Annotated in this window: 28 protein-coding genes and 1 riboswitch; of the genes, 11 read left to right on the top strand and 17 right to left on the bottom strand. The window is 65.6% G+C overall.

The window, feature by feature from the left end:
• Positions 1-97: 97 nt before the first annotated feature.
• Positions 98-1,090: a hypothetical protein gene (locus GSQ83_RS22275; RefSeq protein ID WP_158805081.1), complete on the top strand. Its 993-nt coding sequence runs from the start codon at positions 98-100 to the stop codon at positions 1,088-1,090.
• On the opposite strand, the gene GSQ83_RS22270 is transcribed toward GSQ83_RS22275, so the two are convergent.
• The 11 genes from GSQ83_RS22270 to GSQ83_RS22220 form a co-directional block, all read right to left on the bottom strand.
• Positions 1,082-1,477: a type II toxin-antitoxin system VapC family toxin gene (locus GSQ83_RS22270; protein WP_158805080.1), complete on the bottom strand. Its 396-nt coding sequence runs from the start codon at positions 1,475-1,477 to the stop codon at positions 1,082-1,084. The two genes, GSQ83_RS22275 and GSQ83_RS22270, sit on opposite strands and share 9 nt — an antisense overlap.
• Positions 1,474-1,713: a type II toxin-antitoxin system VapB family antitoxin gene (locus tag GSQ83_RS22265; protein ID WP_158805079.1), complete on the bottom strand. Its 240-nt coding sequence runs from the start codon at positions 1,711-1,713 to the stop codon at positions 1,474-1,476. The genes GSQ83_RS22270 and GSQ83_RS22265 overlap by 4 nt, the downstream gene beginning before the upstream one ends.
• Before the next feature lie 59 nt (positions 1,714-1,772).
• Complete coding sequence (gene purF / locus GSQ83_RS22260) at positions 1,773-3,257, bottom strand: amidophosphoribosyltransferase (protein WP_158805078.1); 1,485 nt, start codon at positions 3,255-3,257, stop codon at positions 1,773-1,775.
• A gap of 39 nt (positions 3,258-3,296) precedes the next feature.
• Positions 3,297-3,875, bottom strand: a complete 579-nt coding sequence (locus GSQ83_RS22255) for a CvpA family protein (RefSeq protein WP_158805077.1) — start codon at positions 3,873-3,875, stop codon at positions 3,297-3,299.
• Positions 3,872-5,293: a DNA repair protein RadA gene (gene radA / locus GSQ83_RS22250; protein WP_158805076.1), complete on the bottom strand. Its 1,422-nt coding sequence runs from the start codon at positions 5,291-5,293 to the stop codon at positions 3,872-3,874. The genes GSQ83_RS22255 and radA overlap by 4 nt, the downstream gene beginning before the upstream one ends.
• A 151-nt stretch (positions 5,294-5,444) precedes the next feature.
• Entirely contained in the window at positions 5,445-6,233 is a 789-nt protein-coding gene (locus GSQ83_RS22245) for an ABC transporter ATP-binding protein (RefSeq protein ID WP_158805075.1), read from the bottom strand.
• On the bottom strand, positions 6,230-7,015 hold the full coding sequence (locus GSQ83_RS22240) for an ABC transporter permease (RefSeq protein WP_158805074.1): 786 nt from the start codon (positions 7,013-7,015) through the stop codon (positions 6,230-6,232). Before GSQ83_RS22240 ends, GSQ83_RS22245 begins: the two co-directional genes overlap by 4 nt.
• Positions 7,012-8,100, bottom strand: a complete 1,089-nt coding sequence (gene alr, locus GSQ83_RS22235; RefSeq protein ID WP_254065841.1) for an alanine racemase — start codon at positions 8,098-8,100, stop codon at positions 7,012-7,014. Before alr ends, GSQ83_RS22240 begins: the two co-directional genes overlap by 4 nt.
• Before the next feature lie 4 nt (positions 8,101-8,104).
• Positions 8,105-9,397: an NAD(P)/FAD-dependent oxidoreductase gene (locus GSQ83_RS22230; RefSeq protein WP_158805072.1), complete on the bottom strand. Its 1,293-nt coding sequence runs from the start codon at positions 9,395-9,397 to the stop codon at positions 8,105-8,107.
• 125 nt (positions 9,398-9,522) lie between these two features.
• Positions 9,523-11,037, bottom strand: a complete 1,515-nt coding sequence (locus GSQ83_RS22225) for a replicative DNA helicase (protein ID WP_158805071.1) — start codon at positions 11,035-11,037, stop codon at positions 9,523-9,525.
• Between the two features lie 95 nt (positions 11,038-11,132).
• Positions 11,133-11,963 carry an FkbM family methyltransferase gene (locus GSQ83_RS22220; RefSeq protein ID WP_158805070.1) on the bottom strand — a complete coding sequence of 277 codons (831 nt, stop codon included), beginning with the start codon at positions 11,961-11,963 and terminating at the stop codon, positions 11,133-11,135.
• A gap of 129 nt (positions 11,964-12,092) precedes the next feature.
• A riboswitch (TPP riboswitch) is annotated at positions 12,093-12,207 on the top strand.
• 34 nt (positions 12,208-12,241) lie between these two features.
• On the opposite strand from GSQ83_RS22220, the gene GSQ83_RS22215 reads away from it, so the two are divergent.
• From GSQ83_RS22215 to GSQ83_RS22200, 4 genes are read left to right on the top strand one after another with little or no spacing between them, the layout of a single operon-like run.
• Entirely contained in the window at positions 12,242-13,267 is a 1,026-nt protein-coding gene (locus GSQ83_RS22215; protein ID WP_216850502.1) for an FAD-dependent oxidoreductase, read from the top strand.
• Positions 13,236-13,433, top strand: coding sequence for a sulfur carrier protein ThiS (thiS, locus tag GSQ83_RS22210; protein ID WP_158805069.1), 198 nt, complete (start codon positions 13,236-13,238; stop codon positions 13,431-13,433). Before GSQ83_RS22215 ends, thiS begins: the two co-directional genes overlap by 32 nt.
• 4 nt (positions 13,434-13,437) lie before the next feature.
• The gene (locus tag GSQ83_RS22205) at positions 13,438-14,208 is read left to right on the top strand and encodes a thiazole synthase (RefSeq protein WP_158805068.1); all 771 of its coding nucleotides are present in this window, start codon (positions 13,438-13,440) and stop codon (positions 14,206-14,208) included.
• Positions 14,205-14,819, top strand: coding sequence for a thiamine phosphate synthase (locus GSQ83_RS22200; RefSeq protein ID WP_216850485.1), 615 nt, complete (start codon positions 14,205-14,207; stop codon positions 14,817-14,819). Before GSQ83_RS22205 ends, GSQ83_RS22200 begins: the two co-directional genes overlap by 4 nt.
• Here the strand turns inward: GSQ83_RS22200 and GSQ83_RS22195 are convergent.
• Both GSQ83_RS22195 and GSQ83_RS22190 read right to left on the bottom strand, forming a co-directional pair.
• Complete coding sequence (locus GSQ83_RS22195; RefSeq protein ID WP_158805067.1) at positions 14,812-15,063, bottom strand: DUF1150 family protein; 252 nt, start codon at positions 15,061-15,063, stop codon at positions 14,812-14,814. The two genes, GSQ83_RS22200 and GSQ83_RS22195, sit on opposite strands and share 8 nt — an antisense overlap.
• 46 nt (positions 15,064-15,109) lie before the next feature.
• The gene (locus GSQ83_RS22190) at positions 15,110-15,619 is read right to left on the bottom strand and encodes an Hsp20 family protein (protein WP_158805066.1); all 510 of its coding nucleotides are present in this window, start codon (positions 15,617-15,619) and stop codon (positions 15,110-15,112) included.
• Between the two features lie 173 nt (positions 15,620-15,792).
• Between GSQ83_RS22190 and def the strand changes: the two genes are divergently transcribed.
• Genes def through truA form a run of 3 tightly spaced genes read left to right on the top strand, consistent with a single transcriptional unit; the run spans position 15,793 to position 18,054 of the window.
• Positions 15,793-16,326: a peptide deformylase gene (gene def, locus GSQ83_RS22185; RefSeq protein ID WP_158805065.1), complete on the top strand. Its 534-nt coding sequence runs from the start codon at positions 15,793-15,795 to the stop codon at positions 16,324-16,326.
• 43 nt (positions 16,327-16,369) lie between these two features.
• Positions 16,370-17,284: a methionyl-tRNA formyltransferase gene (gene fmt, locus GSQ83_RS22180; protein ID WP_158805064.1), complete on the top strand. Its 915-nt coding sequence runs from the start codon at positions 16,370-16,372 to the stop codon at positions 17,282-17,284.
• A complete protein-coding gene (gene truA / locus GSQ83_RS22175) occupies positions 17,281-18,054 on the top strand; it encodes a tRNA pseudouridine(38-40) synthase TruA (protein ID WP_158805063.1) in 774 nt (257 codons plus the stop codon). The genes fmt and truA overlap by 4 nt, the downstream gene beginning before the upstream one ends.
• 585 nt (positions 18,055-18,639) lie before the next feature.
• Here truA and GSQ83_RS22170 read toward each other — a convergent pair.
• From GSQ83_RS22170 to serB, 4 genes are all read right to left on the bottom strand, one after another.
• Positions 18,640-19,152, bottom strand: a complete 513-nt coding sequence (locus GSQ83_RS22170; RefSeq protein ID WP_158805062.1) for a DUF1697 domain-containing protein — start codon at positions 19,150-19,152, stop codon at positions 18,640-18,642.
• Between the two features lie 191 nt (positions 19,153-19,343).
• Positions 19,344-20,066 carry a haloacid dehalogenase type II gene (locus GSQ83_RS22165; RefSeq protein WP_158805061.1) on the bottom strand — a complete coding sequence of 241 codons (723 nt, stop codon included), beginning with the start codon at positions 20,064-20,066 and terminating at the stop codon, positions 19,344-19,346.
• Between the two features lie 24 nt (positions 20,067-20,090).
• Entirely contained in the window at positions 20,091-20,255 is a 165-nt protein-coding gene (locus tag GSQ83_RS22160; protein ID WP_158805060.1) for a hypothetical protein, read from the bottom strand.
• Positions 20,256-20,270: 15 nt separating this feature from the next.
• On the bottom strand, positions 20,271-21,146 hold the full coding sequence (serB, locus tag GSQ83_RS22155) for a phosphoserine phosphatase SerB (protein WP_158805059.1): 876 nt from the start codon (positions 21,144-21,146) through the stop codon (positions 20,271-20,273).
• Positions 21,147-21,175: 29 nt separating this feature from the next.
• Here serB and miaA point away from each other — a divergent pair, with 29 nt between their 5' ends.
• The 3 genes from miaA (at position 21,176) to ilvN (ending at position 24,559) form a co-directional block, all read left to right on the top strand.
• Complete coding sequence (miaA, locus tag GSQ83_RS22150; RefSeq protein WP_371418053.1) at positions 21,176-22,165, top strand: tRNA (adenosine(37)-N6)-dimethylallyltransferase MiaA; 990 nt, start codon at positions 21,176-21,178, stop codon at positions 22,163-22,165.
• A gap of 64 nt (positions 22,166-22,229) precedes the next feature.
• Entirely contained in the window at positions 22,230-24,044 is a 1,815-nt protein-coding gene (locus tag GSQ83_RS22145; protein ID WP_158805057.1) for an acetolactate synthase 3 large subunit, read from the top strand.
• The gene (gene ilvN / locus GSQ83_RS22140; RefSeq protein WP_158805056.1) at positions 24,044-24,559 is read left to right on the top strand and encodes an acetolactate synthase small subunit; all 516 of its coding nucleotides are present in this window, start codon (positions 24,044-24,046) and stop codon (positions 24,557-24,559) included. The genes GSQ83_RS22145 and ilvN overlap by 1 nt, the downstream gene beginning before the upstream one ends.
• Positions 24,560-24,654 lie beyond the last annotated feature (95 nt).

Raw genomic sequence — 24,654 nt, 5'->3', positions numbered from 1 at the left:
CTCGTCGATGGGGCAATATCGCTGGTGCGGCGATTTACCGGATGGTAGCGGCCTTTCGCGCTACCTTGGCCCGAACATCCCAGGCTGAAGAAACGCCATGAAGGTCACGCTCGATCTGTCGAAGCTGCTCCGAGACGGCGCCATCACCGCCGAGGAGCATGACCGTCTGGCGCGCCTGGGACGGCGCGACACCGGCATGGTCCTCATCAACGCCCTGATCGGTTTCGGCGTAATCGCGGTCACCGGCGGCGCGCTGCTCCTGGTGCCGAATGCCCTGACCGGCGTGATACTTGGCGCCATTCTCATGACGGCGGGGCTCGGCCTCATCCTGTCGGGCCGCGCGCAATGGAGCGTGCTCGCTAATATCTGCATCCTCGTCGCCGCGTTGCTGCTGGGCGCCGGCATCATTCTGCTCGGGCAGGGCCTCGCCCAGCTCTCAGGCGTCTTCGACCCCGTCAGCAAGCCGCCGCTTAGCTTGGCGGCCTCCTATCTGATCGTCGCGGTCCTCTTCGCCGCTGCGGCCGTACTGGCGCGGAGCAGCCTGCTCGCCGGACTGACGGTGCTGATGCTATTCGCGGCCCTCGGCGGCGCCACGGCCTATGAAACCGCCTATTACGGCCTCGAAGTAAACCAGCCGCTGGCCACGGTCCTAGTCTTCTCGGCCCTGGCCCTGATCGCTCACCTCGTCTCGCGCAGCCTTACCCACGACTGGGAGCGGCTGGCGACCACCGTCGCGCGGGTCTCGCTGTTTCTGACCAATCTCGGCTTCTGGGTCGGCTCGCTATGGGGCGATGACGTGAGCTGGCTGGGTCACAATCCCGCCGTCACGATCTCGCCCATCGCTTTCGCGCTCGGCTGGGCTATTGCCTTGTTCGGCGCGGCCCTCTGGGCTGGCTGGGCGAACCGGCGCTGGGTGCTCAACCTCGCCGTCGTCTTCGGCGCGATCCATTTCTACACCCAGTGGTTTGAGCATCTGGGCGCCACACCGCTCACCGTCCTCGCGGCCGGGATCATCGTCCTGGTGCTTGCCGTCGTCCTCTGGCAGCTCAACCGGCGCCTGCCACCTGTAGCGGCCGTCGTCTCACCCTAAATCCGTCCGGCTGAAATCATCTCCAATGTAGAGCAGCCGCGCCTCGTTCGCTTTGGCGCAGGCATAGGCGAAGCAATCGCCCATATTCAGGGCCGCCGAATGGCGCCCTTTGCCGTAGCGGCGATAGGCCTCGGCAGCCGCATCACATTCGGGCTGTCCGATCGGCACAAGACGCAGTCCGATCTCATCGACAAAGCGCTGGACCAGCACCTGGGCATCAGAGAGCGGCAGCTCGTAGGAACGGCACAGCCCCGCCATGGTCTCCCAGTTCGACATCGCGGAGCACAATCGCTCCGGATCCGTCCTGAGCACCTCGACCAGCCGCCGCGCCTCAGCTTCTCGCGCGATCATGCAAATCATTGCGGAGGCATCAACGAAGAGCGTCATTCCTCGCCGGACAGCGCGTCGAAGAAGGCCTTATCGGCCCGTAGCCCCGTCTTGGCTGGAAGCGGATTGGCCGCCCAGAACGCCTCCAGGCGTTCCCGCAACGGGACAGCCGCAGAAAGCCGGTCGAGTTCCGCCTGCACCGCCGCCTTCACGGCATCCTGTTTGGAGACGCCACGCCGCTTCGCCAGTTCGCCCACAAGCGCCGCCGTCAGGTCATCCTTGATATAAAGCGGCATGTTCGCTTCCGGCTGGATATCCAAATGATAGGATCGGATATCCGCCGAATCAAGCTTCGCTAGGCGACCGCCGTCAGCAGGCTCATCTGCCGCTCGGCCTTGCCCTCAAGGTCATGTAGAGGGATCGGATAGTCGCCGGTGAAGCACGCATCGCAGAAATGCGGCTCGGCCGCGTCCCGCTTCGCTTGGCCAAGCGCCTGATACAGTCCGTCGATCGAGATGAAGGCCAGGCTGTCCGCGCCGATAAGCGCTGTCATCTCGGCCACATCGTGCCTTGCCGCCAGCAGCTTGCCGCGCTCCGGCGTGTCGATGCCGTAGAAGCAGGAATGCGTCGTCGGCGGCGAGGAAATCCGCATATGCACCTCGGTCGCCCCAGCGGCGCGCACCATCTCGACGATCTTCCGGCTGGTCGTGCCGCGCACGATCGAATCATCGACCAGGATCACCCGCTTGCCCGCCAGTACCGTCCGGTTCCCGGAATGCTTCAGCCTGACGCCCAGATTCCGAATCTGGTCGGTCGGCTCGATGAAGGTCCGGCCGACATAGTGGTTGCGGATGATCCCCAACTCATAGGGAATGCCGCTCTCCGCCGCATAGCCCATCGCCGAGGGCACGCCCGAATCCGGTACCGGCACGATCACATCCGCCTCGACGCCAGACTCGCGCGCCAGCACCGCGCCGATCTGCTTGCGCGCATCGTACACGGCCTTGCCCTCCATCACGGAATCCGGGCGGGCGAAATACACATACTCGAAGACGCAGAAGCGCGAGCGGGTGCGGCTGAAAGGCTTGATGCTCCGCACGCCCTGCTCGTCGATCACCACAATCTCGCCGGGCTCCACGTCCCGCACGAATTCGGCGCCGACGATCTCCAGCGCGCAGGTCTCGCTCGCCAGCACCCAGCCGAAGCCGCCATCATGCTGCGGCAAGCGTCCTAGGATGAGCGGCCGCACACCCTGCGGATCGCGCACCCCGATCAGCGCCTCGCGGGACAGTGCCACCAGCGAGTAGGCGCCCACCACCTGCTTCAGCGCGTCGATCAGCCGATCGACCACCGTCGAGTAGAGGCTGATCGCGATGAGGTGGATGAAGACCTCGGAGTCCGTGGTCGATTGGAACAGGCAGCCGCGCCGAACCAGCTGCTTCCGCAACGCCAGCGCATTGGTAAGATTGCCGTTATGCCCCACCGCGAAGCCGCCGAACTCGAAATCCGCATAGAGCGGCTGCACATTGCGCAGCACCGTGTCGCCCGTGGTCGCGTAGCGGTTATGCCCGATCGCGCGATGGCCGGGCAGGCTCGCGATGACCTTGGCATCCCCGAAATTGTCGCCGACGAGTCCCAGACCCTTTTGCAGATGGAACCGGTCGCCATCATAGCTCGCGATGCCCGTCGCCTCCTGCCCGCGATGCTGTAGCGCGTGCAACCCAAGCGCAGTCAGCGCCGCCGCGTCGATCGCGTTCCAGACGCCGAAGACCCCGCATTCCTCATGCAGCTTGTCGTCGTCGCCGGTTTCGTAAGGCAATTCGGTGGAAGAAGCGTCCATCAGGTCACTGTCCCTCTGCCGCAAGTCATTGCCGCACGTCTATTGCTTCTGGGTGGGCGTCAAAGCCGAGCCCTTTGGCGTCGGCTGTAGCAGATCGCCCAGGCTGGGCGGTGCCGTCACCGGCGGCTCGGGCACATGCGGCCGGTAACCCGCTGGCAGATAGGTCACCAGGTCGCGCGCCCCCTCATACACATAAGGCAGGAAGCGCGCATCCCGTACTGGCACAGGCCACTCCTGCGGCGTGGTAAAGAGTCCGGCCGCGAAGTAGCAGAACACCAGCAGGACCGCGCCGCGCACCAGGCCGAAGACAATACCGAGCGTGCGGTCGACGCCCCCCAAGGCGGAGCCCCGAACCAAGGCCCCCACCCAGCTGCTGACGACCGAGAGCACGATCAGCGCCACCAGGAAAACCGCGCCATAGGCCGCCGGATCGGCGAATTCCTTGGCGTGAATCCACTGCTCGAATCGCGGGCTGACGAAGGGGAAGAACCAGATGCTGATGATGATCGCGCCGACCCAGGCGCCGACCCCCAGCACCTCCCGCACGAAGCCACGAAAGAAGGCGAGCAGTGCGGAAAGCGCCAGCACCGCCAGCATCGCGAAATCGAACCAGGTCATTCCGCCGCCTTCACGACTGGCGGCTTCTCCCGAAACCGGCTCAGCAAATCCGTGACATGGCCGATCTCGATGACGCCGAGGCCGGGCGGCAGGCTGGGCGGCTTGCGTGTGCCGCCGCCGACCCGGCGCGGCATCGCCGCCGAGGTAAAGCCGAGCTTCGCCATCTCCTTCAGCCGAGCCTCCGCCTGCGCCACTTGCCGCACCTCCCCGGAAAGCCCGATCTCGCCGAAGAAGGCAAGGCTCGGATCGGTCGGCTGCCCCGCCGCGGCCGAGGCGATAGCGGCGGCGACCGCCAAGTCAGCCGCAGGCTCGCTGATCCTCAGCCCTCCGGCGACATTGAGATATACGTCCTGCTGCGCCAGCCGCAGACCCCCGCGACTCTCCAGCACCGCCAGCAGCATGCCGAGTCGCCCGCCATCCCAGCCGATCACCGATCGACGCGGCGCACCGCCGGGATTCGGGGAGAGCAGCGCCTGGATCTCCATCAGCACCGGGCGCGTGCCCTCAAGCCCTGCAAACACCGCGCTGCCCGCAATATTGCCACGCCGTTCCGCCAGGAAAAGCGCCGAGGGGTTGGTGACCTCGGCCAGCCCCTGCTCGGTCATCTCGAAGACGCCGATCTCGTCGGTGGCGCCGAAGCGATTCTTGACGGCGCGGAGGATACGAAACTGGTGGCCGCGCTCGCCCTCGAAATAGAGCACCGCATCGACCATGTGCTCCATCACGCGCGGCCCGGCCAAGGCGCCGTCCTTGGTGACATGACCGACCAGCACCAGCGCGAAGCCCTGGGACTTGGCGAGGCGGATCAATTCGAGCGCCGAGGCACGCACCTGCCCCACCGTGCCGGGCGACGAGTCGAGCAGTTCATGTGACATGGTCTGGATCGAATCGATGACGACCAGCGCGACGGGCTTGCCGGACGCACCGCGCCCTGCCTCCGTCAGCGTAGCCGCGATATCCTGCACCTGGGTCGCCGCCGCCAGTTCCACCGGCGCATCGCCGAGACCAAGCCGCCGCGCGCGCATCCGCAATTGATCGACCGATTCCTCGCCCGAGATATAGATCGCCCGACCGCCCGACTGCGCGAGGCTCGCTGCTGCCTGCATCAACAGGGTCGATTTGCCGATGCCGGGATCGCCGCCGACCAGAATAGCGGAGGCCGGCACCAGACCGCCGCCCAGCACCCGGTCAAGCTCGGCGAGCCCCAGCACACGCCGCGGCGGCGGCTCCGCCTCACCTTGCATGCCGACGAGAGTAATACGCCGATCAGGTCCGGTCCTCGCTGCACCGCTCGAAGCGGTTGGCGCGGCCTCCTCAACGATGCTGTTCCAGGCGCCGCAGGTCTCGCACCGCCCGGCCCATTTGGCATGAACAGCGCCGCAATTTTGGCAAACATACCGAGACGCCGCGCGAGCCACCGCTAGGCCCTAGAAGAAGCCAGCGCGAACCATCTCCCCTCCCTCTCAGGGAGGGGCCGGGGGTGGGTGGCCCCGCCCACAACCACAACCCGCGAGCACGTCAACCCACCCCCGGCCCCTCCCTGAGAAGGAGGGGAGATGGCGCCTGTCCTCAACGCCTCAATTCCATCTGAATCGGCCCCTCGCGGCGGCCATGGGTGAACTGGTCCACCACCGGGTCGTGACTATCGAGCAATTCCGCCGCCGGCCCCTCCCAGATGATCCGCCCGCGATGCAGCATCGCCACCCTGTCGCCGATCCGCCGGGCACTGGCCATGTCATGGGTAATCGCCACCGCCGTGCTGCCCAGCCGCCGCACGCAATCGACAATGAGACCGTCGATCACCGCGCCCATGATCGGGTCGAGCCCTGTCGTTGGCTCGTCGAAGAACATAATGGAGGGGTTGGCCGCGATGGCCCGCGCCAGGGCCACGCGCTTCTGCATGCCGCCCGACAACTCCGATGGCGCGAGGTCCCCGACGCTGGCGGCGAGCCCGACCTGGCCGAGCACCTCATCCGCTCGCTGGGACGCGAGCCGTCCGCCCATGTGCCGACGCGCGATCAGCCCGAAGGCGACGTTCTGGCGCACGGTCAGGCTGTCGAACAGCGCGCCGTTCTGGAACAGCATGCCAATCTCGCTGCGCGCCGCGTTGCGGATACTCCGGCCGGCGGTCAGCAGATCGACCCCGTCGATCTCGATACTGCCCGCATCCGGCTCGATGAGCCCGAGGATGCATTTGATCAGCACCGACTTGCCGGTCCCAGACCCGCCGATCACGACCATCGAAGTGCCCGGCATGACATCGAGGTCGATACCGTCCAGCACCTGCTTCGCGCCGAAAGCCTTGCGCAGCCCGCGCACGCGGATCTTCGGCAAGCCCGTGGGGGGTGAGGCGCTCATCGGCTGAAGAAGATCTCCGTCATCCCATAATCCAGCGCGAGGATCAGCACCGAGGCCATCACCACCGCGGAGGTTGTCGCCGATCCCACGCCTTCCGCGCCGCCACGGCTGCGATAGCCATGATAGCAGCCGGAAAGCGCGATCACGAAGCCGAAGACCGCAGCCTTGGCGAGGCCGGACACCACGTCCTCGGTGGTCAGCATGATGAAGGTGTTGTGGATATAGGAAGCCGGCACGAAGCCCAGCTTCACCGTCGCGACAATGAAGCCGCCCAGCACGCCCAGGATATCCGCCACGATCACCAGCAGCGGCATCGCGATCACACCGGCCAGCAGCCGGGGTGCGACGAGGTATTTCATCGGGTTGGTATTGAGCGTGGTCAGCGCGTCGATCTGGTCCGTGACCCGCATCGTGCCGAGTTCGGCCGCCATCGCGGCGCCGGCGCGGCCCGACATCATGAGCCCGGCCAGCACCGGCCCAAGCTCCCGCGTCACAGACAGCACAACGATGCTCGCGGTCGCCGACTGGGCCGAGAAGCGCGCGAAGCCGGTATAGGATTGCAGCGCAATCACCATGCCCGCGAAGATCGCCGTCAGCGCCACCACCGGCAGGGACAAAAACCCCATCGTGAACAGCGCTCGCAGGACGAGCCGCGGGTAATAGGGTGGCAGAAGGATATTGATAACGCCGGTGACCGCGAAGATCGCCAAGTCGCCAGCAACCCGCAACACACTGATCGCGCTGCGGCCGATCGCAGCGACGGCCCTTAAGATCGAATTCATACGCCTCGATAAACCCGCTTGAAGCGTCTGCCCAGGGAGGTGAGGATCTCATAGGCATTCGTTCCGGCTAGCGCCGCGAGCCGTTCCGGCTTTACCGAGGGTCCGATAACCTCGCACCAGTCCCCGATCGCGGCACCCGGGCAGTCGGTCACGTCGATGGTGACGAGGTCCATCGAGACGCGGCCAACCAACGGATAGAGGCCGCCGCGCAGCGCCACTTCCGCCCGGTTGCCCAGCACCCGATGATAGCCGTCGGCATAACCGAGCGGCAGTGTCGCGATGCGGCTGGGGCGGGCCGCCCGCCACGTGTGGTCATAGCCGACGCCCTGCCCGGTCGGCACGTCTCGCAACTGCATGATGCGCGCCCGCAGCGTCGCCACGGGACGCATCGGATTGGGCTCGCCCGCGACCGGCGCAATGCCATAAAGCGCCACACCCGGCCGGGCGAGGTCGGAGGCGAAGGCCGCGCCCAGGAAGATCCCGGCGGAATTGGCGATCGAGGTTGGCACGCCGGGAAATTTCGCGCGCACCCGGGCGAAGATCGCGAGCTGCCCGCCGTTGATCGGCGCCTCGGGCGTATCGGCCGAGACGAGATGGGTCATGAGGTAACGCAAGTCGAGACCGGCGAGACCCTCGGTCTTCGCCATCACCCGTCCCAGGTCAGCGGGCATAAGGCCGGTGCGATGCATCCCCGTATCGACATGCAGCAGCGCCGGAAGCGGCCGCCCAAGCCGCCGCCCGGCCGCGGTCCAGGCGATGACCTCATCCGCGCTGCTCAACGCTGGGAGAATATCGGTGCCCAGCACCTCATCGGCCGCCACGCCCTCAAGCCCATGCAGGCCGCAGACCATCGCGCCCGGAAGATGGGGGCGGATCTCGATCGCTTCGGCCAGGTGGGCAGTGAAGAAATGACGGCAGCCCTCGCGGTGGAGGCGCCGCGACACCTCGACCGCGCCGAGGCCATAGCCATTGGCCTTGACGACAGCGGCGGTCTTTGCCGTTCCGCCATGCCGCGCCGCGAGCAGATGCCAATTGGCGGCGATCGCGTCGAGGTCGATTTCCAGCACCGCTCCCCGGCTGTCCAACGACTCAGCGATGGCCGCCCGCTCCTTGTTCCAGGATCGCGGCTGCGGCCCTTCGGCCGTCCAGCACCGCGCCGCCCACCGTACCGGCCAAGCCATCCGTGCGACAAGCCTCGCCCGCGAAAAGCAACCGCCCATCGCCGAGCGGCAGAGTAAGTGCCGCTCGCGCGCCTGCGCCTCCGGGCCGCGCATAGCTATAGGCGCCGAGGTTGTAGGGGTCCGTGCCCCAGTCGGTCGTGAAACTCCCGGGGGCGAAGTTGCTGTCGGCCTCCGCGCCGAAAAGAGCGCGCCACTCCGCGCGGGCGAAATCGGTGGCGGCGGCGGGATCGGGCGCGAGCTTCCAGGCGGCGTCGCCACCCACGAAGCCGATAACATGATCGGTGCCGCGCGGCCAGGCGATGAAGGACATGAAGGGATCACCGAACCGCCGCACCTGCCGGAACGCCATCGTCCCGGCATCCATCCCCAACCGATCGTCGCCGGACGCCCGCAGCACCACCCTGCTCAGCAGACCCATCGGCAGATCGGCGATCGCCGCCTGGGCCTCCGCCGGCAATACGGGATCGAAAGCGATTAGGCCGGAGGCTAAGACTCCCGTCGAGACCGTCACGATGACCGCCCCGGCCGAGACGCTGCCCTCGGCCGTCTCCACCGCCACGCCGCCGCCGTTCCAGCCGATGCGACGCACGACCGCGCCGTAACGGATTGGACCGGCGGGCTCTTCGAGAAGGTCGCGCAGCAGGCGGCCAAGACCATTAGGCGGATTCAGGTTCGTGCCATCGAGCTGATTCGTGTTCCAATCCGCCAAGCTGAGACGGGGCGCATCCACCGCATCAATCAGGCTGGCGCTCCAGGCTTCCAGGGTCGGCACCCAGGGGTCGCTGAGCCGAAGTGGACCCGCCGCGGTGGCGACGTCGATATCTGGGCCGCCCTCAGCGGTGCGCGCGATGACGGTTTCGGTCCATCGCGCCTCGGCGCGCTCATAGGCGGCGTGTTCGGCCGCTGTGGCGAGCCGCCCGTCGATATAGAGGCGGCTTTCACTTCGAAAGGCCGGGGTTAGACGGTGGCCAGCCTGGCGAGCCAGGGGCACCAGCGGATTCTGCTCAGCCTGGTGCAGCCAGGCCGCACCCTCATCGAGCCAGGCCCCACCGAGCACCGGCGGAAAGCTGGTGCGTGCCCGGCCGCCGGGCGCCGACGACGCTTCCAGGATCAGGGTTGAGCGTCCCGCCTCCCGCAGCATGGTTGCGGCAGCCAGTCCCGCCGCCCCCGCGCCGACGATCGCCACATCGACATCGGTCATCCCATGGCTCCAATGCCGATGCGGCGGCGGTCGTTCGGCACGCCCTTCGCCGCGACCGGCGAATCGGAGTAAGAACTCACGGGGACTGTCACCAAGCTGCCCAGTTTTGACGTCAGAACCGCACCTCAGCCCCTGCGATCATGGTCGTGATCATGGTCGTGATGCTGATCCAGATCGGCGAAGCGGATGAATTCGCCCTCGAAGAAGAGGTCGATCTTGCCGGTCGGCCCATGGCGCTGCTTGGCGAGGTAGAGCTCGGCCTTGTTGTGCACCCGCTCCATGTCCTGCTGCCATTTCTCCAGAGCTGTCTGAAACTTGTCCTCGGAATCATAGGCCATTTGCTTGGGCGCGCGTTGCGACAGGTAGTACTCGTCGCGGTAGATGAACATGACCGAGTCCGCATCCTGCTCGATCGAGCCGGACTCCCGCAAATCCGAGAGCTGCGGGCGCTTGTCCTCGCGGCTCTCCACCGCGCGGCTGAGCTGGGAGAGCGCGATCACCGGCACCGAAAGCTCCTTCGCCAGAGCCTTCAGGCCCTGGGTGATCATGCTGATCTCCAGCACCCGGCTCTCGGGCCGCGTGCCGGCGGCGGGGCGCATGAGCTGCAGATAGTCGATCACCACCAGCGCCAGCCCCTTGCTACGCTTGAGCCGGCGGCAGCGCGTGCGCAGCGCGGATAGCGTAATGGCAGGCGTATCGTCGATCTCCATCGGCAGCGCCGAAATGTCCCGGCTGACGGCCACGAAACGGTCGAAGTCCTTGGGTCCGATGTCCCCTCGGCGGATACGGTCGCCGCTGATCCGGGCCTCTTCCGCCAGCAGGCGCGACGCGAGCTGTTCCGAGCTCATTTCGAGCGAGAAAATGGCGACGGTGGCTTTCGGTATGGCGTTCGGCCCCTCCGCCGCCCGAGCGTCATTCAAAAGTGCCCGAGCGGCGCCGAAGGCCATCTTCGTGGCCAGCGCCGACTTCCCCATGCCCGGCCGGCCGGCAACGATGACCAGATCCGACGGATGCATGCCACCGGTTTTAGCGTCGAGGTCTCGCAAACCGGTCGTGAGTCCTGAAACCGTGCCTGAGCGCTGAAAAGCGCGCTCCGCCCCTTCGATCGCGAGAACGAGCGCCTTCTCGAAGGTGATGAAGCCGCCTTCGGAGCCGCCGCGAGTCGCAAGGTCGAAAAGCTGCTGCTCGGCCGCCTCCATCTGCTGACGGCCATCAAGCTCCGGCTCGGCGCCGAAGGCACGGTTGACCAGGACCTCACCGACCTCGATGAGCTGGCGGCGCAGCCAGGCGTCGTGCACCGTGTGGCCGTAGTCGCCGGCATTGATGATGCCGATCATCGCGGTCAGCAATTGGCCGAGATAGGCTGTGCCGCCGACCTCCTCCAGCATGCCGGAATGCTCGAACTCGGCCTTCAGCGTCACGGCATCGGCGAGCTGCCCGGCTTCGACTCGGCGCGAAATCGACTGGAAGATGCGGCCATGGATGGGGTCCGCGAAATGTTCAGGTGCCAGGAATTCCGACACCCGTTCATAAGCCTTGTTGTTGGCGAGCAGCGCCCCGAGCAGGGCTTGCTCGGCCTGTAGGTTGCTGGGCGGGAGGCGCTGGCTGAGGCCGAGGAGCGGCGAGTCGATCTGATCCATCGCCCCATCATAGTTCGGATCACGGTCCCGGGTCTGCGGCCATCACCTGTGGAGATCGGGGATAAGACAGCCGGCTCCGTCATGCCTCTGACCACTTAAGACGGTAAGCAGTTCCGCCAGTCGGACGTGTCGTCCAGGATGGGGTGAAAGCCCGTATCGTCCACCGGTTGCTCTCGCGCTACGCCAATCATGTTGATAGAAGCGACACCCGGAAAAATATCTTCCTCGACGCCACGAAAATTGTTGGGAGTATAGTGCATCGGTAGGTGCCACCACAGCCGATAGTCCATGCCGAGAATGCGTCGGATAAGACTTGCCGATCGATCCTCCCGATCATTCTCGACGTATAGTATTGGCCGTAGGCGTGCGATCGTCTCCTGCCCGCCCTGCAGAACATTTTCCTCCATACCTTCGACATCGATTTTCAAAAGTCTCAGCCGGTCAAGGGCAAGACCGTCGAGCGTCATAATTGGCACCAATTCGCGTCCGAGATCATCTCCGAGCCCGATGCCTCCGAAATTGTGGCTGCTCATGAAATCAGCTTCCGGAACTCCGAGCGATCCTGCGGTCGCGCCCATTCCGGCACGGAAAACCCAGACATTGAGGAGCCCATTCAGCATCACGTTGGTGCAGAGCAGCTGGTTCACGATCCTTTGGGGCTCGAAAGCGTAGAGGCGGCCAAGCGGACCGAGCCGGTGCGCAAGTGAGACTGTGTGAGCACCGATATTTGCACCAGCCTCAACGACAACGTCCCCCGGCGAAATCATCCGCGCTAGCAGGTCAGCTTCCTGCTTGCTGTATTCCCCGTACGTCTCCAAGGATCGGCCGATGTAATGATCGTATTTGAAATAGACCATAGGTCCGTCTTTGGTACGGACCAGGCCGAGGTGGGGAGGCAAATCCGCAAGCGCCGACGATATCGTCACTGTGACTGTCCCAAACTTCTGGCCGCTGGAACGAAGCCAGTCACCAAATCGTATCACTATCGCAATCAAATGAGAAGATGGCGGACCACCGGCGTCTCTTTGACGCGGCCATGGCGCGGCCCTAAACTCACAAATACCAAGGGGAGCCCTTAGGGGCTGAGAGGCCGTCTTCGCACTTGCGGGGCGGCGACCCTTCGAACCTGATCCAGGTCATGCTGGCGAAGGGATGGGTTCTCAACCGCGCAGCGGCGCGATCCGTCTCTCCGCCGGCCTGCCGTATGAAGCGGGGTGGCGGCGTGAGTGTCACGGTGGTCGGCGCAGGGGTGGCGGGGCTGACGACTGCGCTCGCGTTGAGCGAGGGTGGCGCCGAAGTAAGTGTCATCGAACGTGGCCCGGCATTGGGTGTCGGCGCCTGTTCCTGGCTCGCGGGCGGAATGCTTGCGCCCGGTTGCGAGCAGGAAAGCGCGGAGCCGCTAATCTCCGATTGGGGGATGGAGGCACTGGCCTATTGGCCAGCACGTCATGCGGCGACTTGCCAGCGCGGTACCCTCGTAATGGCGCCGGCGCGCGATGCGCCCGATCTCGACCGTTTCGCGCGGCGCACCACCGGCCACCAGCGGCTCGATGCGGAGGGTATCGCGAGGCTCGAGCCCGATCTTGGTGGACGCTTCCGGGCGGCGCTGTTCTTCCCGCTGGAGGCGCATCTGGATCCGCGCGCTGCTCTGGTTTCGCTCGCATCGCTGCTCGAAGCGCGCGGCGTTGCCATTCATTTCGATACCACCTTCAGGCCGGGCACCAGCTCGGAACCCATCGTCGATTGCTGTGGTCTCGCGGCGATTGACGCGCTGCCCGATCTGCGGGGCGTTAAAGGCGAAATGCTGCTGTTGCGCTGCCCTGAGCTCACGCTGTCGCGGCCGATCCGGCTGCTGCATCCGCGTTTTCCGATCTACATCGTGCCGCGCGGTAACGGCGTCTTCATGCTGGGCGCGACGATGATCGAGAGCGCGGAACGCGGGCGCGTTTCTGCTCGGTCGGTGGTGGAGTTGCTGAACGCCGCTTATGCGCTGCATCCGGCCTTCGCGGAGGCTGAGATCCTGGAGCTTGGCGCCGATGCGCGGCCGGCCTTTCCCGACAATCTGCCGCGGCTTCGGCAGCTTGGCCGGACGCTCTACGTGAACGGCCTGTTCCGCCACGGGTTTCTGTTGTCGCCCGCTCTGGCGGCGCGGGCGGCCGATTATGTGCTGCACGGCACGCAATATCCGGAGGTGATGGATGAAGATCCTCGTCAACAACGCAGCGCGTGAGATCGCAGGGCCTTCCCTTGCGGATGCGGTGGAGCAACTTGGCTTTGGCAACGCGGTTGTCGCCACGGCCGTCGATGGTGATTTCGTGCCCGCCCGAAAGCGGGCTTCGATGATGCTGCGGGATGGTCATGCGGTCGAAGTGCTCGCGCCGATGCAGGGTGGGTGAGGCGATGGATTTCTACGGCGTCGCCCTCGGCTCGCGTCTCCTGCTTGGCACAGCTGGCTACCCCTCCCCGGCGATCCTGGCGGAGGCCGTGCGGCGCTCGGGCGCGGAGGTGGTGACGGTCTCTCTGCGGCGGGAATCCGGGGCGGAACGGGCGGGCCAGGGGTTCTGGTCGCTCATCCGCGAATTGGGCGTGCGCGTACTGCCCAATACCGCCGGCTGCCATACGGTGCGCGAGGCGGTGACGACGGCGCAGATGGCGCGCGAGGTCTTCGGCACGAGTTGGATCAAGCTCGAGGTGATCGGCAACCACGACACCCTTCAGCCCGATGTTTTCGGCCTGGTGGAAGCGGCCGGCCTTCTGGCGGCCGACGGTTTCGAGGTGTTTCCCTATACGACCGAGGATCTGGTGGTGGGTGAGCGGCTGGTCGAGGCTGGGTGCCGGGTTTTGATGCCCTGGGGTGCTCCGATCGGGTCCGGGCGCGGGCTCAACAACCTCTATGGGTTGCGTGCCATGCGGGCGCATTTCCCCGATATCCCGTTGGTTGTTGATGCCGGGATCGGGCTGCCATCTCAGGCCGCAGCCGCGATGGAGCTGGGCTATGATGCGGTGCTGCTGAATACGGCGGTCGCGCGGGCGGGTGACCCGGCGCTCATGGCAGCCGCCTTCGGCCAGGCGATTGAGGCTGGGCGGCAGGCCTATCTGGCCGAACCCATGCCGATGCGGGACATGGCGGTGCCCTCGACACCGGTGCTGGGCTTGGCGTTTCGCGGATGATCGCCCTGCCCCGCTTCTATCTCATCATCGACGATGCGGCGCTGCTGGTGCGGCTTCTGCCGGAAGGGCTGCGGCTGGTGCAGTTGCGGGTGAAGGAGGCGACGCCACTCGAGTTGCGGCGCCAGATCCGGCAGGCGCGCGCTCTGTGCGAGGGGTTCGACGCCCAGCTCGTCATCAACGACCATTGGGAGGCGGCAATCGATGAAGGCTGCGATTTCGTGCATCTCGGGCAGGAGGATCTGGATACGGCGGATGTCCCGGCCCTGCGGCGACACGAGATCCGTCTGGGTCTCAGCACGCATGACGAGGCGGAGCTGGAGCGCGCTTTGAGCTTCGCGCCCGACTACGTGGCGCTCGGGCCGATCTACCCGACGGTGCTCAAGGCCATGACTTGGGAGCCGCAGGGGCTGGACAAGGTTACCGACTGGAAGCGCCGCGTCGGCGAGACGCCTCTGGTCGGAATCGGCGGCCTGACACCGGAGCGTGGAGTGGCGGCATTGACGGCTGGCGCGGATAGCGTGGCGGCGGTGACCGATGTGTTGCGTAATCCCGACCCGCCGGCGCGGCTCCGCGAATGGATCGCGGCTACCGCGATGGAGGCGATCAATTGACCAGGCTAGGAACCATCTCGTGCTCGAGAATCGCGCCCCAGGCCAGTTCGCGGTTCGGGGCGACGGCCATCGGCGTGCCGTCCGCGGCGTGAATGGCGAAGAGATCCTCACCCTCGACCGTCACCGGCTTGATATAGGCGAGCCGCGACACACCAAGGTGCATGAGTTGATCCGTCGTGATCTGGCGAATGTCGATCGCCCGGATACTGCCGACCGGCTCGGATGATCGGTTCTGGTTCGCCATGGTCGTTACTCCTCGTTTGCGTGCCAAGCGCTTAGGCTTCGCCCGCTCAAGACGTCGTGGAAATGCGGGCGATGCCCGCGGCGGCGACCACATCCGCCGAGTCGCGTACCTCGCGCCTCGGCCGTGCCGGCGCCGCCTCACGCTGCGACCCGGAATCGATCGGGATCGTGCGGATACGGGTCTCAGGCTGGGGACGGATAAGGTCGATATGGAGCAGGCCGTTATTCAGCCATGCGCCCTTGATCTCAATTCCCTCGGCGAGAACGAAGGCGCGGTGGAACTGGCGCGCTGCGATGCCTCGATAGAGGAACACCCGGCCCTGCGCGTCCTCGGATTGCCGGCCGCGGATGACGAGCTGATTGTCCTCGTGCGTGATCTGGAGGTCTTCCATGCTGAAGCCAGCCACGGCGAGGCTTATGCGGAGGCCCGAGGGACCCGTCTGCTCGATATTATACGGCGGGTACCCGTCGGATTGCGCTTTGGAAGCGCGCTCCAGGATCTGCTCAAGATGATCGAAGCCCAGGAACAGGGGCGACGTGAAGACACGTGAACTCATTTAGCCGAGCCTCCTCATAAGAGCGAAGCAGGCGAGGCCCGTTAGGCGCCATCACCGCAAGCTATTGTGGTTATTGTGGGGTGCGCTTGCAAGGGCTGCCGGGAATGGGCAGCGATACCTGACCAGCCGCGCGTATCATTGATCGGCCGGGCCGGTGCCGCTACATCGCCGCGATGGCCGAGCCCGAGATTGACCCCCTGCCCATCCTGCGCGCGCCCGATGCGCGGCTGAAGAGCAAGACCCGGCGGGTCAGGCCGGACGATCTGGCTGAGATCCGCGCCGTGCTGCCCCGCATGATGGCGGCTATGTACGCGGCGCCGGGCATCGGGCTCGCGGCACCTCAGGTCGGGCTGAACCTGCGTTTCGCGGTGATCGACCTCATGCCCGACGATAAGCCGGCGCCGATCACTCTGATCAATCCGGCGGTCGAGCAGGTCAGCGAAACGCTGACGACGCGGGAGGAGGGTTGCCTCTCGCTGCCGGGCCACTACGCTGATGTGACGCGGCCGGAGCGGGTTGTCGTGTCCTATGAGGATCTGGACGGCCGCAAGCAGACGATCGAGGCGGATGGGCTATTGGCGACCTGCTTGCAGCATGAGATCGACCATCTCGACGGGATCCTGTTCGTCGATCATCTCTCGGCGCTGAAGCGCAATATGATCATGCGCAAAATGGCCAAGGAGAACCGGCTCCGCAAAGCGGGTTGATCCTGGTGGCGGCGTTCCTGAAGTTGCTTTAGAGGCGGCCGACATGCACATCGTCTTCATGGGCAGCCCGGAATTCGCGGTGCCGGCGCTGACGGCGCTACAGGCGGCGGGGCATGAGATTATCGCGGCGTACTGCCAGCCGCCACGCCCGGCCGGACGTGGCCATCAACCGCAGCCCTGTGCCGTGCAGGTCGCCGCCGAGCGTTTAGGCATTCCGGTGCGGCATCCGACGAGGCTGCGCGGCAATGCGGAGGCGCTCGCGGCCTTCCAGGCGCTGCGCCCGGAGGCAGCCGTGGTGGCGGCTTATGGCCTCATCCTTCCGCCCGACTGGCTGGCGGTGCCGGGACGCGGCTGCATCAATATCCATGCGAGCCTTCTGCCGCGCTGGCGCGGTGCGGCGCCGATCCACGCCGCCATCCTGGCCGGCGATACGGAGACCGGCGTTACCATCATGCGGATGGATGCGGGCCTCGACACCGGACCGATGCTGGCGGTGGGTCGCCTCCCTCTTGGGCCACAGGTCCGGCTGGGTGAGGTGCACAACGCGCTCTCCAGCCTCGGCGCCCGATTGGTTTGCGAGGTGCTGGAGAGCAATCCACCCGCGGTAGCCCAGCCAGCCGAGGGCGCGACCTATGCCCCTCGACTCAGCCGGTCGGATGGTCGCATCGACTGGGAGCAGCCAGCGGCACAGATCGAGCGGCAGATCCGCGCCTTCGATCCCTGGCCGGGCGCCTTCACGACCTTCGGTGCCGAGACCCTCAAGCTGCTGGACGCCGAAGTCGTGACTTCGCCGCCGGGACCGCCGGGGATCGTGCTGGACGATCGGCTGACGGTCTCTTGCGGGGAAAGCGCGTTGCGGATTCTGCGCTTGCAGCGCGCGGGGCGGGCACCGGCGGCGGCGGACGCGTTTCTGCGCGGGTTCGCGATTCTAGCAGGCACGCGGCTGGGGCCGGAATGACGTCGGCCTATGCGCTCCGCCTCGAATATGACGGCAGCGGCTTTGTGGGATGGCAGCGACAGATCAACGGGCTTTCGATCCAGCAGGTGGTTGAACAGGCCGCTTCGCATCTGGCGAGGGGAGTTCCGGTGGCGTGTGCGATCGCAGGCCGCACCGATGCCGGGGTGCATGCGACTGCACAGGTGGGGATGATCTCGCTACCGGGGGCGCTGCCGCCGGCGCGGGTTCAGGCGGCACTGAATTTCCACATGCTGCCGCATCGGGTGGCGGTCGTGGCGGCGGCCTTCGCACCCGAGGGCTGGCACCCGCGCTTCGCGGCGGTGTCGCGACGGTATCGCTACGTGATCCTCAACCGCCCCGCCCGGCCGGCGATCGCGATGGGTCAAGTCTGGCACTTGCCCAATCCGCTGGACGCCGAGGCGATGGCGGCGGGTGCGGTGCATTTGCTTGGACGGCACGATTTCACGTCGTTTCGCGCGAGCGCCTGTCAGGCTAAGTCGCCGATCCGGACGATCGACCGCTTGGTGGTGACTAGGCAGGGCGACCGCGTGGTGATCGAGGTGGAGGCGCGGAGTTTTCTGCACCACCAGGTGCGCAACATGGTCGGCACGCTAAAGCTGGTCGGCGACGGAACCTGGCCGCCGGAGCGCGTGCTGGTGGCGCTTGCGGCTTTGAGCCGCGCCGCGGCGGGTCCGACGGCGCCGCCGGATGGGCTGACGCTGACGGGCGTAGATTACGCGGTCGCGGTTTTTCCGGAGGCGGGTGGATGATGTTACTCGCACGGACTCAAACCAGCCTCCAGCGCCTCTGTGTGGGACGCGATAAGTACCGCCTGATGAGAACGACCTCACCTTCGGCGTCGTAAGCGCTGCACTACTCCAGATTATGCGGCGATTCACTAATGCTATCGACTGTTGTGAAGCACCTCACCCGCAGTCAACGACTGCGGCGGATTGTCACCTTGTTGTAGGCGCATCATGGCTTGCCTCCGGCTGCTATAGACGGATATCAGTGGCGCGCTCCAACAACCGTGACGGCTAGGTGCAGCTCGATGTCTAACGTGATCTCCCACTCGCCCGCAAACAGCTATTGGGCGGCAGACACTCAGTACGACCCGCATCTCCTCGACTATGCATTGTGGTATGCAGTCCCTCTTATCGTTCCTGCCGCATGCGTTGTCGGCGCTGCCGCTGCGGGTCATTGTATTGGTCGCAGGGTAAGACAAGTGTACTCGTCATACGTTCAGTCTGCACGGACACCACCGCGGCGTCCCCGTCCCCGCAGTATTACCATCTGATCTATAGGTATCGACCGTCTGTAGTGCGTAGCGCGAGCCTATCAGCCACGAGTCGCCATTATGTCTCCGCCAACACAACCAGCTTGCCGACCGTATTGAGATTGCGGGCGGTGCCTTGTGTCGCGAGAGGCGGTAGCTTGAGTTTCGATCGCCCTATCCCGTCCGGATAGTGGACGAAGATTTCACGGCCGACCACCTTCACCTCTTCTCGTCCCGGGATGACAAGACCGCTGAGCAGATTGCTCGGTGCGGGCTTGTCCAGAAACACCACCGCGACCCGCGCGGGCATTGCGCGGGGAAAGGGATTGGCCTCGAGAGCCGCACTCAATTCGGCTGCGGTCCTGATCAGCACACCGGCCTGCGGGCCCGTTTTCTCCGACAAGGCCGTCTCCAGCTTCTTTTGCAGCGCGGCCGCGGATAGCTTGCTCTCGAAGACGACATTGCCACTCTGGATGTAAGTCCGAACGTTTTCGAAGCCAAGTCCCGTGCAGAGCGCGCGCAAATCCTTCATCGTCAGCGTGCCCGTGCCGCCGACGTTCACAGCGCGGAGAAGTGCGACATAAACCGTCACCGCGCATTCTACGCGTGATGATCTAAGACTGAAGTGCCATCCAGAGATTCGTCATGGCACGCGAAGGCGTGCGGGGCACCCCGTGCCATCCACGCCTTGCCTTTGTCGAGCAAGCGAAGGCGTGGATGCCCGGCCTGCGCCGAGCATGACGGGGTGGAATACGCGCGGTTCAGTTTAAAGAACATCTTGTCCTAGGCTCCGAGCTTCGTCGCAAGGTCAACGAAATCCTCCGCCAGCAGATCCCAATCCTGCTCTGCGCGGAGATCAATGGTTTGCGCCGGGCCGTGTTCTTGCAGACGAGGCACGAAGATCGTGCGCAAGCCGCAGCTTCGTGCCGCCGCGAGATCTGAGTTGTGGGCGGCCACGAGACAAAGCTCGTCGGGCCGCATGGCCAGAACCTCGGCCGTGCCGAGATAGGCTCTTGGCGCGGGTTTGTAGGTTTGGACAATCTCGGCACCCAGGATCGCGTCCCAAGGCAGGCCAGCGCGTTTGGCCATGTCGAGCATCAGGATGATGTTGCCGTTGGAGAGTGGCGCCAGGATAAAACGCGGCTTCAGTCGCTGAAGCCCCGCGATTACATCCGGCCAAGGATCGAGCCGGTGCCAGGCGAGATTCAGCGTGTCGAGTTCCGAGGATGGAACACGCGCGGGGTCGATGCCGTATTCCGGCAAGATGGCAACGAGGTTTTCCCGGTGCAGCACGTCAAGCCGGACGAAGGGTCGGCGGCCACTGCGCACTTCCTCCATCGCCGGCGCGTAGTGGCGTCGCCAGGCATCCGCGAAACTCAGCGGATCGGTATTTGCGGCGCCATGCCGCTCCAGGAACGGTGCTGCCTCACGGGCGACGCCGCCGCGCCAATCCACTACGGTGCCGAAAACGTCGAAGACCAGGGCTCGGACGGTTTCCAATGCCATGATCGTTTCGTCTGACCCGCGCTCTCAACCACCGTCCGGCAGGATTATCGCGGTGTTGTATTCCGGGCCTTCGATGATGTCGGTGATGACGGCGATAATCGCGTCCCGGTCGAAGCCCTGCGCCTCGGCGTCAACGATTAGTGCTGCGAGTTTCGGCAGCATCCAGTCGCGGATAGGGGTCTCTGTCATCGCGATGATCCTCGGTTAGGGCGTCACGAAGGCTGAGGCAGGGTAGCCCTGGGCGAACAAGAGCGCACGCAGATCGGCGTGATCGACACGGGCGCGGGCCTCGCGCGCGACGATCGGCTTGGCATGGAAGGCGACGCCCAAACCCGCCGTCGCCAACATTGTAAGGTCATTGGCGCCATCCCCCACCGCCAAAGTCGCCGCAAGCTTGAGATTGCGGGCGGCCGCCAATTCTTCAAGCGTCGCCCGCTTGGCGTCGCGATCGAGAATCGGTTCGCGCACTTGGCCGGTCAGCGACGTGCCGTCATCCTCCAAAATATTCGCGCGGTTGACGTCGAAGCCAACCAGCGCCGCGACTTTTTCGGTAAAAAACGTAAAGCCGCCAGAGACCAGGGCGGTGACAGCGTTATGCGCCCGCATTGTCGCCACGAGTTCGCGCGCGCCCGGAGTCAGTTTCGTCGCCGCCCAGGTACGGTCGAGCGCGTCGAGGCCCAGGCCACGCAGCATGCCGACACGCTCGCGCAACGCATCCGCGAAATCGATCTCGCCATTCATGCTGCGGCGGGTGATGGCGGCGATCTGGTCCTTGAGCCCGGCGAAAGCCGCGACCTCGTCGAGGGTCTCGCTGGTGACGATGGTGCTGTCCATGTCGGCGATCAGCAGGCCCTTGCGGCGGCCCCGCGCCTTGGTCGTGATGGCATCGACCGGGGCGTTCTCCAGCGCGCGCTGGATGGCGATGGGATCCGGCAACTCGGCACAGGGAATATCGGCGGCCTCGCCACGGCTGAGAATGACGGGCTCGGCGCCTACCACCGCTTCCCGAACCCGGTCGATCATGGCAGGGGAGAGCGTGGTGGCGCGGCGGTCGGCGACGAGGGTGAGGATATAGCGCATGGGGCGCGGAGACTGGCGGCGCGGCCCTGTTGACGCAAGAGCCGGAACGCCGTGGCGTGGCTGAGACGCCGCTCGCCCTGCTCATCGCCGGTCCGACGGCCAGCGGAAAGTCGGCTCTCGCTCTGGTGCTGGCCGAGCGGCTGGGCGGAACTGTGATCAACGCGGATTCCATGCAGATTTACCGAGAGCTTCGTGTGCTGACGGCGCGGCCGTCGCCGGAAGACGAAGCGCGGGTGCCGCATGCGTTGTATGGTGTTCGACCGGCGGCGCTGCCGGGTGACGTGGCCTGGTGGCGCGGGGCGGCGCTGTGGGCGAAGGCGGAAGCGCGAGGCGCGGGGCGGTTGCCCATTATTTGCGGTGGGTCGGGGCTGTATTTCTCGGCTCTCCTTCAGGGCTTGGCGGATATCCCTGCGATCGACCCTGCGATCCGGTCGCAGGCGCGGGCGATGCTCGCGGAGATTGGCCCTGCCGCGCTGCACGCCCGTCTCACCATCAAGGATCCGCAGACGGCGGCGCGGCTCATTCCAAACGACGGCCAGCGGATCGCGCGGGCCTATGAGGTGCTACTGGCGACCGGGCGTGGCCTCGCCGCGTGGCAAGCGAGCCCTGCCCTCGCCTCACCCGACTGGCGGTTCGCCGCTATCCAACTCGACCCGCCGCGTGAGGAGCTCCAAGCGGCAATCGCCCTGCGGTTCGGCAAGATGGTGGAGGCCGGAGCGCTCGCGGAGGTCGAGGCTTTAATGGGCCAAGCGCTCGATCCGGCCTTGCCGGCCATGCGCGCCCTTGGCGTGCCGGAGCTTGCGGCGCATCTGAGGGGCGAGCTGCCGATCGCCGAGGCGGTGCAGCGTGCAGTCACCAACTCCAATCGTTACGTCAAGCGGCAATCGACCTGGTTCCGGCATCATCCTCTCGCCGAAATCCAGGATACGGTAATGATTAGTTCGCGAATTGGCGATGTCACGCAACTTTCGGAAAGGCGAATGGCTGATCTGACGCGTTTTATTGTCGAAAGGCGTTGACGCGGCTTTCCCAGCCCGTCATTACCGGCGCCCACCCTATTCCCGCCTAGGCAAGGACGCCGTTATGACCGCCACCCCGCACGCCGGCTCGACCGGCCCTTTCCCGAACGCAGACCTGGCACCGGGTGCCGAGGTCCTCCTGCGCGCGCTGAAGGAACAGGGCGTCGAGGTTATTTTCGGCTATCCGGGCGGCGCGGTGCTGCCGATCTATGACGCGATCTTCAAGCAGAACGCCATTCGCCATGTGCTGGTGCGCCATGAGCAGGCGGCGGTGCATGCGGCCGAAGGCTATGCCCGCAGCACCGGCCGCACCGGCTGCGTGCTGGTGACGAGCGGTCCCGGCGCCACCAATGCGGTGACGGGGCTGGTGGATGCGCTGATGGATTCCATCCCCGTCGTGTGCCTGACGGGCCAGGTGCCGACGCATCTGATCGGCAATGATGCGTTCCAGGAAGCCGATACCGTCGGCATCACCCGGCCGGCGACGAAGCACAACTACCTGGTCAAAAAGCCGGAAGACCTCGCCCGCGTGGTGCATGAGGCTTTCTATGTGGCCTCCAGCGGGCGGCCGGGCCCGGTGGTGGTCGATCTGCCGAAGGATATTCTGATCAACCCGGCGCCTTACGTTTCGGCATCTGCGAACGGCCACCGCAGCTACCGTCCGCGCACCGCGCCGGATGGCGAGCAGATCGCCCGCGCCGCTGCACTGATCCGGTCGGCGCATCGGCCGATGCTCTATACCGGCGGCGGCATCATCAATGCCGGGCCGGAGGCGTCCCGCCTGCTCACCCAGCTGGTGGCGGAGACTGGCATCCCCTGCACCAATACGCTGATGGGCCTCGGCGCCCTGCCGGCGAGCGATCCGCATTTCCTCGGAATGCTGGGGATGCACGGCACCTACGAGGCCAATATGGCCATGCATGGCTGCGACGTGCTCATCAATATCGGCGCCCGTTTCGATGACCGGGTAACGGGGCGGCTGAATGCCTTCAGCCCGAATTCCAAGAAGATCCACGCCGATATCGACGCCTCCAACATCAACAAGAATGTGGTGGTGGACGTGCCGATCGTGGGCGATGCGCGGCTGGTGCTGGAGGCGCTGCTGGCCGCGATCCGCAGTGACGGCGGCCCCGATCGGGAGGCGCTGGCGACGTGGTGGCGGCAGATCGATGGCTGGCGCGCTCGCGAAAGCCTGAAATTCGAGCAGTCGCGGGCCACGGGCGCGATCATCAAGCCGCAGCATGCGGTCCGGCGCCTCTATGAGCTGACGCAGCAGAGCGGCCGCGAGACCTTCATCACGACCGAGGTCGGCCAGCACCAGATGTGGGCCGCCCAGCATTTCGGCTTCGAGAAGCCGAATCACTGGATGACCAGCGGCGGCCTCGGCACCATGGGCTATGGGCTGCCGGCCGCGATGGGCGTGCAAGTGGCTCATCCCGACGCACTGGTGATCGATATCGCGGGCGAAGCCTCCATCCTCATGAATATCCAGGAGATGGCGACAGTCGCGCAGTATCGCCTGCCGGTGAAGGTATTCATCCTGAACAACCAGTACATGGGCATGGTGCGGCAGTGGCAGGAGCTGCTGCATGGCGGCCGCTATTCCGAAAGCTACAGCGAGGCGCTGCCGGATTTCGTGAAGCTCGCGGACGCTTTCCACGGCGTGGGGATGCGCGCGAATACGATCGACGATCTCGACCGGGTAATCCTGGAAATGATCGCCTGCGACAAGGCGGTGATCGCGGATATCGCGGTGGATCAGGGCGAGAACGTCTATCCGATGATCCCCTCGGGCGCCGCCCATAACGAGATGCTGCTGGGGCCCGACAAGAACCGCGACAATGCCGAAGTTACCAATGCGGGCATGGTGCTGGTCTGATGCTCGGCGAGACCGGGGCCTTGCGCTCCGCCACCATCGCCGTGCTGGTTGAGAACGAGGCCGGCGTGCTGGCGCGCGTGATCGGGCTGTTCTCGGGGCGCGGCTACAATATCGACAGCCTCACGGTCGCACCGATCGACGACAAGGGCCGCAGCCGCATCACTGTGGTGACGCGTGGCACCGAGCAGGTCATCGAGCAGATCAAGGCGCAGCTCAGCCGGATTGTTCCTGTGCATAAGGTCGCCGACCTTACCGTCGAGGGTCCGCATGTCGCGCGGGAACTGGCGCTGATCAAGGTCGTCAGCCGAGGTGAGCCGCGCATGGAGGCGCTGCGGATCGCCGAGGCGTTCCGCGCCAAAATCGTCGATACCTCGATCGAGAGTTTCGTCTTCGAGCTGACCGGCGCGACGGAGAAGATCGACGCATTCCTCGACCTCATGCGCCCGCTCGGCCTCGTCGAGCTATCCCGCAGCGGCATCGCCGCGATCGCTCGCGGCACGCGGACGATCGAGTAGTGCGCCTTTACGTGGTCAACTCCACCACCATCGTCATGCTCGGCGCAGGCCGAGCATCCACGCCTTGCTTGCCCGACGAAGAAGGCGTGGATGGC

The sequence above is a fragment of the Acidisoma sp. L85 genome, from assembly GCF_009765865.1.
Lineage (GTDB): Bacteria > Pseudomonadota > Alphaproteobacteria > Acetobacterales > Acetobacteraceae > Acidisoma.
Note: the sequence above shows the minus strand (reverse complement) of the source record. Positions and strands in the feature narration are given on the sequence as shown.

Coding starts and splice junctions, on each gene's coding strand:
- GSQ83_RS22275 (WP_158805081.1), top strand. CDS start 98: ATGAAGGTCACGCTCGATCTGTCGAAGCTGCTCCGAGACGGCGCCATC.
- GSQ83_RS22270 (WP_158805080.1), bottom strand. CDS start 1,477: ATGACGCTCTTCGTTGATGCCTCCGCAATGATTTGCATGATCGCGCGA.
- GSQ83_RS22265 (WP_158805079.1), bottom strand. CDS start 1,713: ATGCCGCTTTATATCAAGGATGACCTGACGGCGGCGCTTGTGGGCGAA.
- purF (WP_158805078.1), bottom strand. CDS start 3,257: ATGGACGCTTCTTCCACCGAATTGCCTTACGAAACCGGCGACGACGAC.
- GSQ83_RS22255 (WP_158805077.1), bottom strand. CDS start 3,875: ATGACCTGGTTCGATTTCGCGATGCTGGCGGTGCTGGCGCTTTCCGCA.
- GSQ83_RS22245 (WP_158805075.1), bottom strand. CDS start 6,233: ATGAGCGCCTCACCCCCCACGGGCTTGCCGAAGATCCGCGTGCGCGGG.
- GSQ83_RS22240 (WP_158805074.1), bottom strand. CDS start 7,015: ATGAATTCGATCTTAAGGGCCGTCGCTGCGATCGGCCGCAGCGCGATC.
- GSQ83_RS22230 (WP_158805072.1), bottom strand. CDS start 9,397: ATGACCGATGTCGATGTGGCGATCGTCGGCGCGGGGGCGGCGGGACTG.
- GSQ83_RS22225 (WP_158805071.1), bottom strand. CDS start 11,037: ATGGATCAGATCGACTCGCCGCTCCTCGGCCTCAGCCAGCGCCTCCCG.
- GSQ83_RS22215 (WP_216850502.1), top strand. CDS start 12,242: ATGAAGCGGGGTGGCGGCGTGAGTGTCACGGTGGTCGGCGCAGGGGTG.
- thiS (WP_158805069.1), top strand. CDS start 13,236: ATGAAGATCCTCGTCAACAACGCAGCGCGTGAGATCGCAGGGCCTTCC.
- GSQ83_RS22205 (WP_158805068.1), top strand. CDS start 13,438: ATGGATTTCTACGGCGTCGCCCTCGGCTCGCGTCTCCTGCTTGGCACA.
- GSQ83_RS22200 (WP_216850485.1), top strand. CDS start 14,205: ATGATCGCCCTGCCCCGCTTCTATCTCATCATCGACGATGCGGCGCTG.
- GSQ83_RS22195 (WP_158805067.1), bottom strand. CDS start 15,063: ATGGCGAACCAGAACCGATCATCCGAGCCGGTCGGCAGTATCCGGGCG.
- GSQ83_RS22190 (WP_158805066.1), bottom strand. CDS start 15,619: ATGAGTTCACGTGTCTTCACGTCGCCCCTGTTCCTGGGCTTCGATCAT.
- def (WP_158805065.1), top strand. CDS start 15,793: ATGGCCGAGCCCGAGATTGACCCCCTGCCCATCCTGCGCGCGCCCGAT.
- fmt (WP_158805064.1), top strand. CDS start 16,370: ATGCACATCGTCTTCATGGGCAGCCCGGAATTCGCGGTGCCGGCGCTG.
- truA (WP_158805063.1), top strand. CDS start 17,281: ATGACGTCGGCCTATGCGCTCCGCCTCGAATATGACGGCAGCGGCTTT.
- GSQ83_RS22165 (WP_158805061.1), bottom strand. CDS start 20,066: ATGGCATTGGAAACCGTCCGAGCCCTGGTCTTCGACGTTTTCGGCACC.
- GSQ83_RS22160 (WP_158805060.1), bottom strand. CDS start 20,255: ATGACAGAGACCCCTATCCGCGACTGGATGCTGCCGAAACTCGCAGCA.
- serB (WP_158805059.1), bottom strand. CDS start 21,146: ATGCGCTATATCCTCACCCTCGTCGCCGACCGCCGCGCCACCACGCTC.
- GSQ83_RS22145 (WP_158805057.1), top strand. CDS start 22,230: ATGACCGCCACCCCGCACGCCGGCTCGACCGGCCCTTTCCCGAACGCA.
- ilvN (WP_158805056.1), top strand. CDS start 24,044: ATGCTCGGCGAGACCGGGGCCTTGCGCTCCGCCACCATCGCCGTGCTG.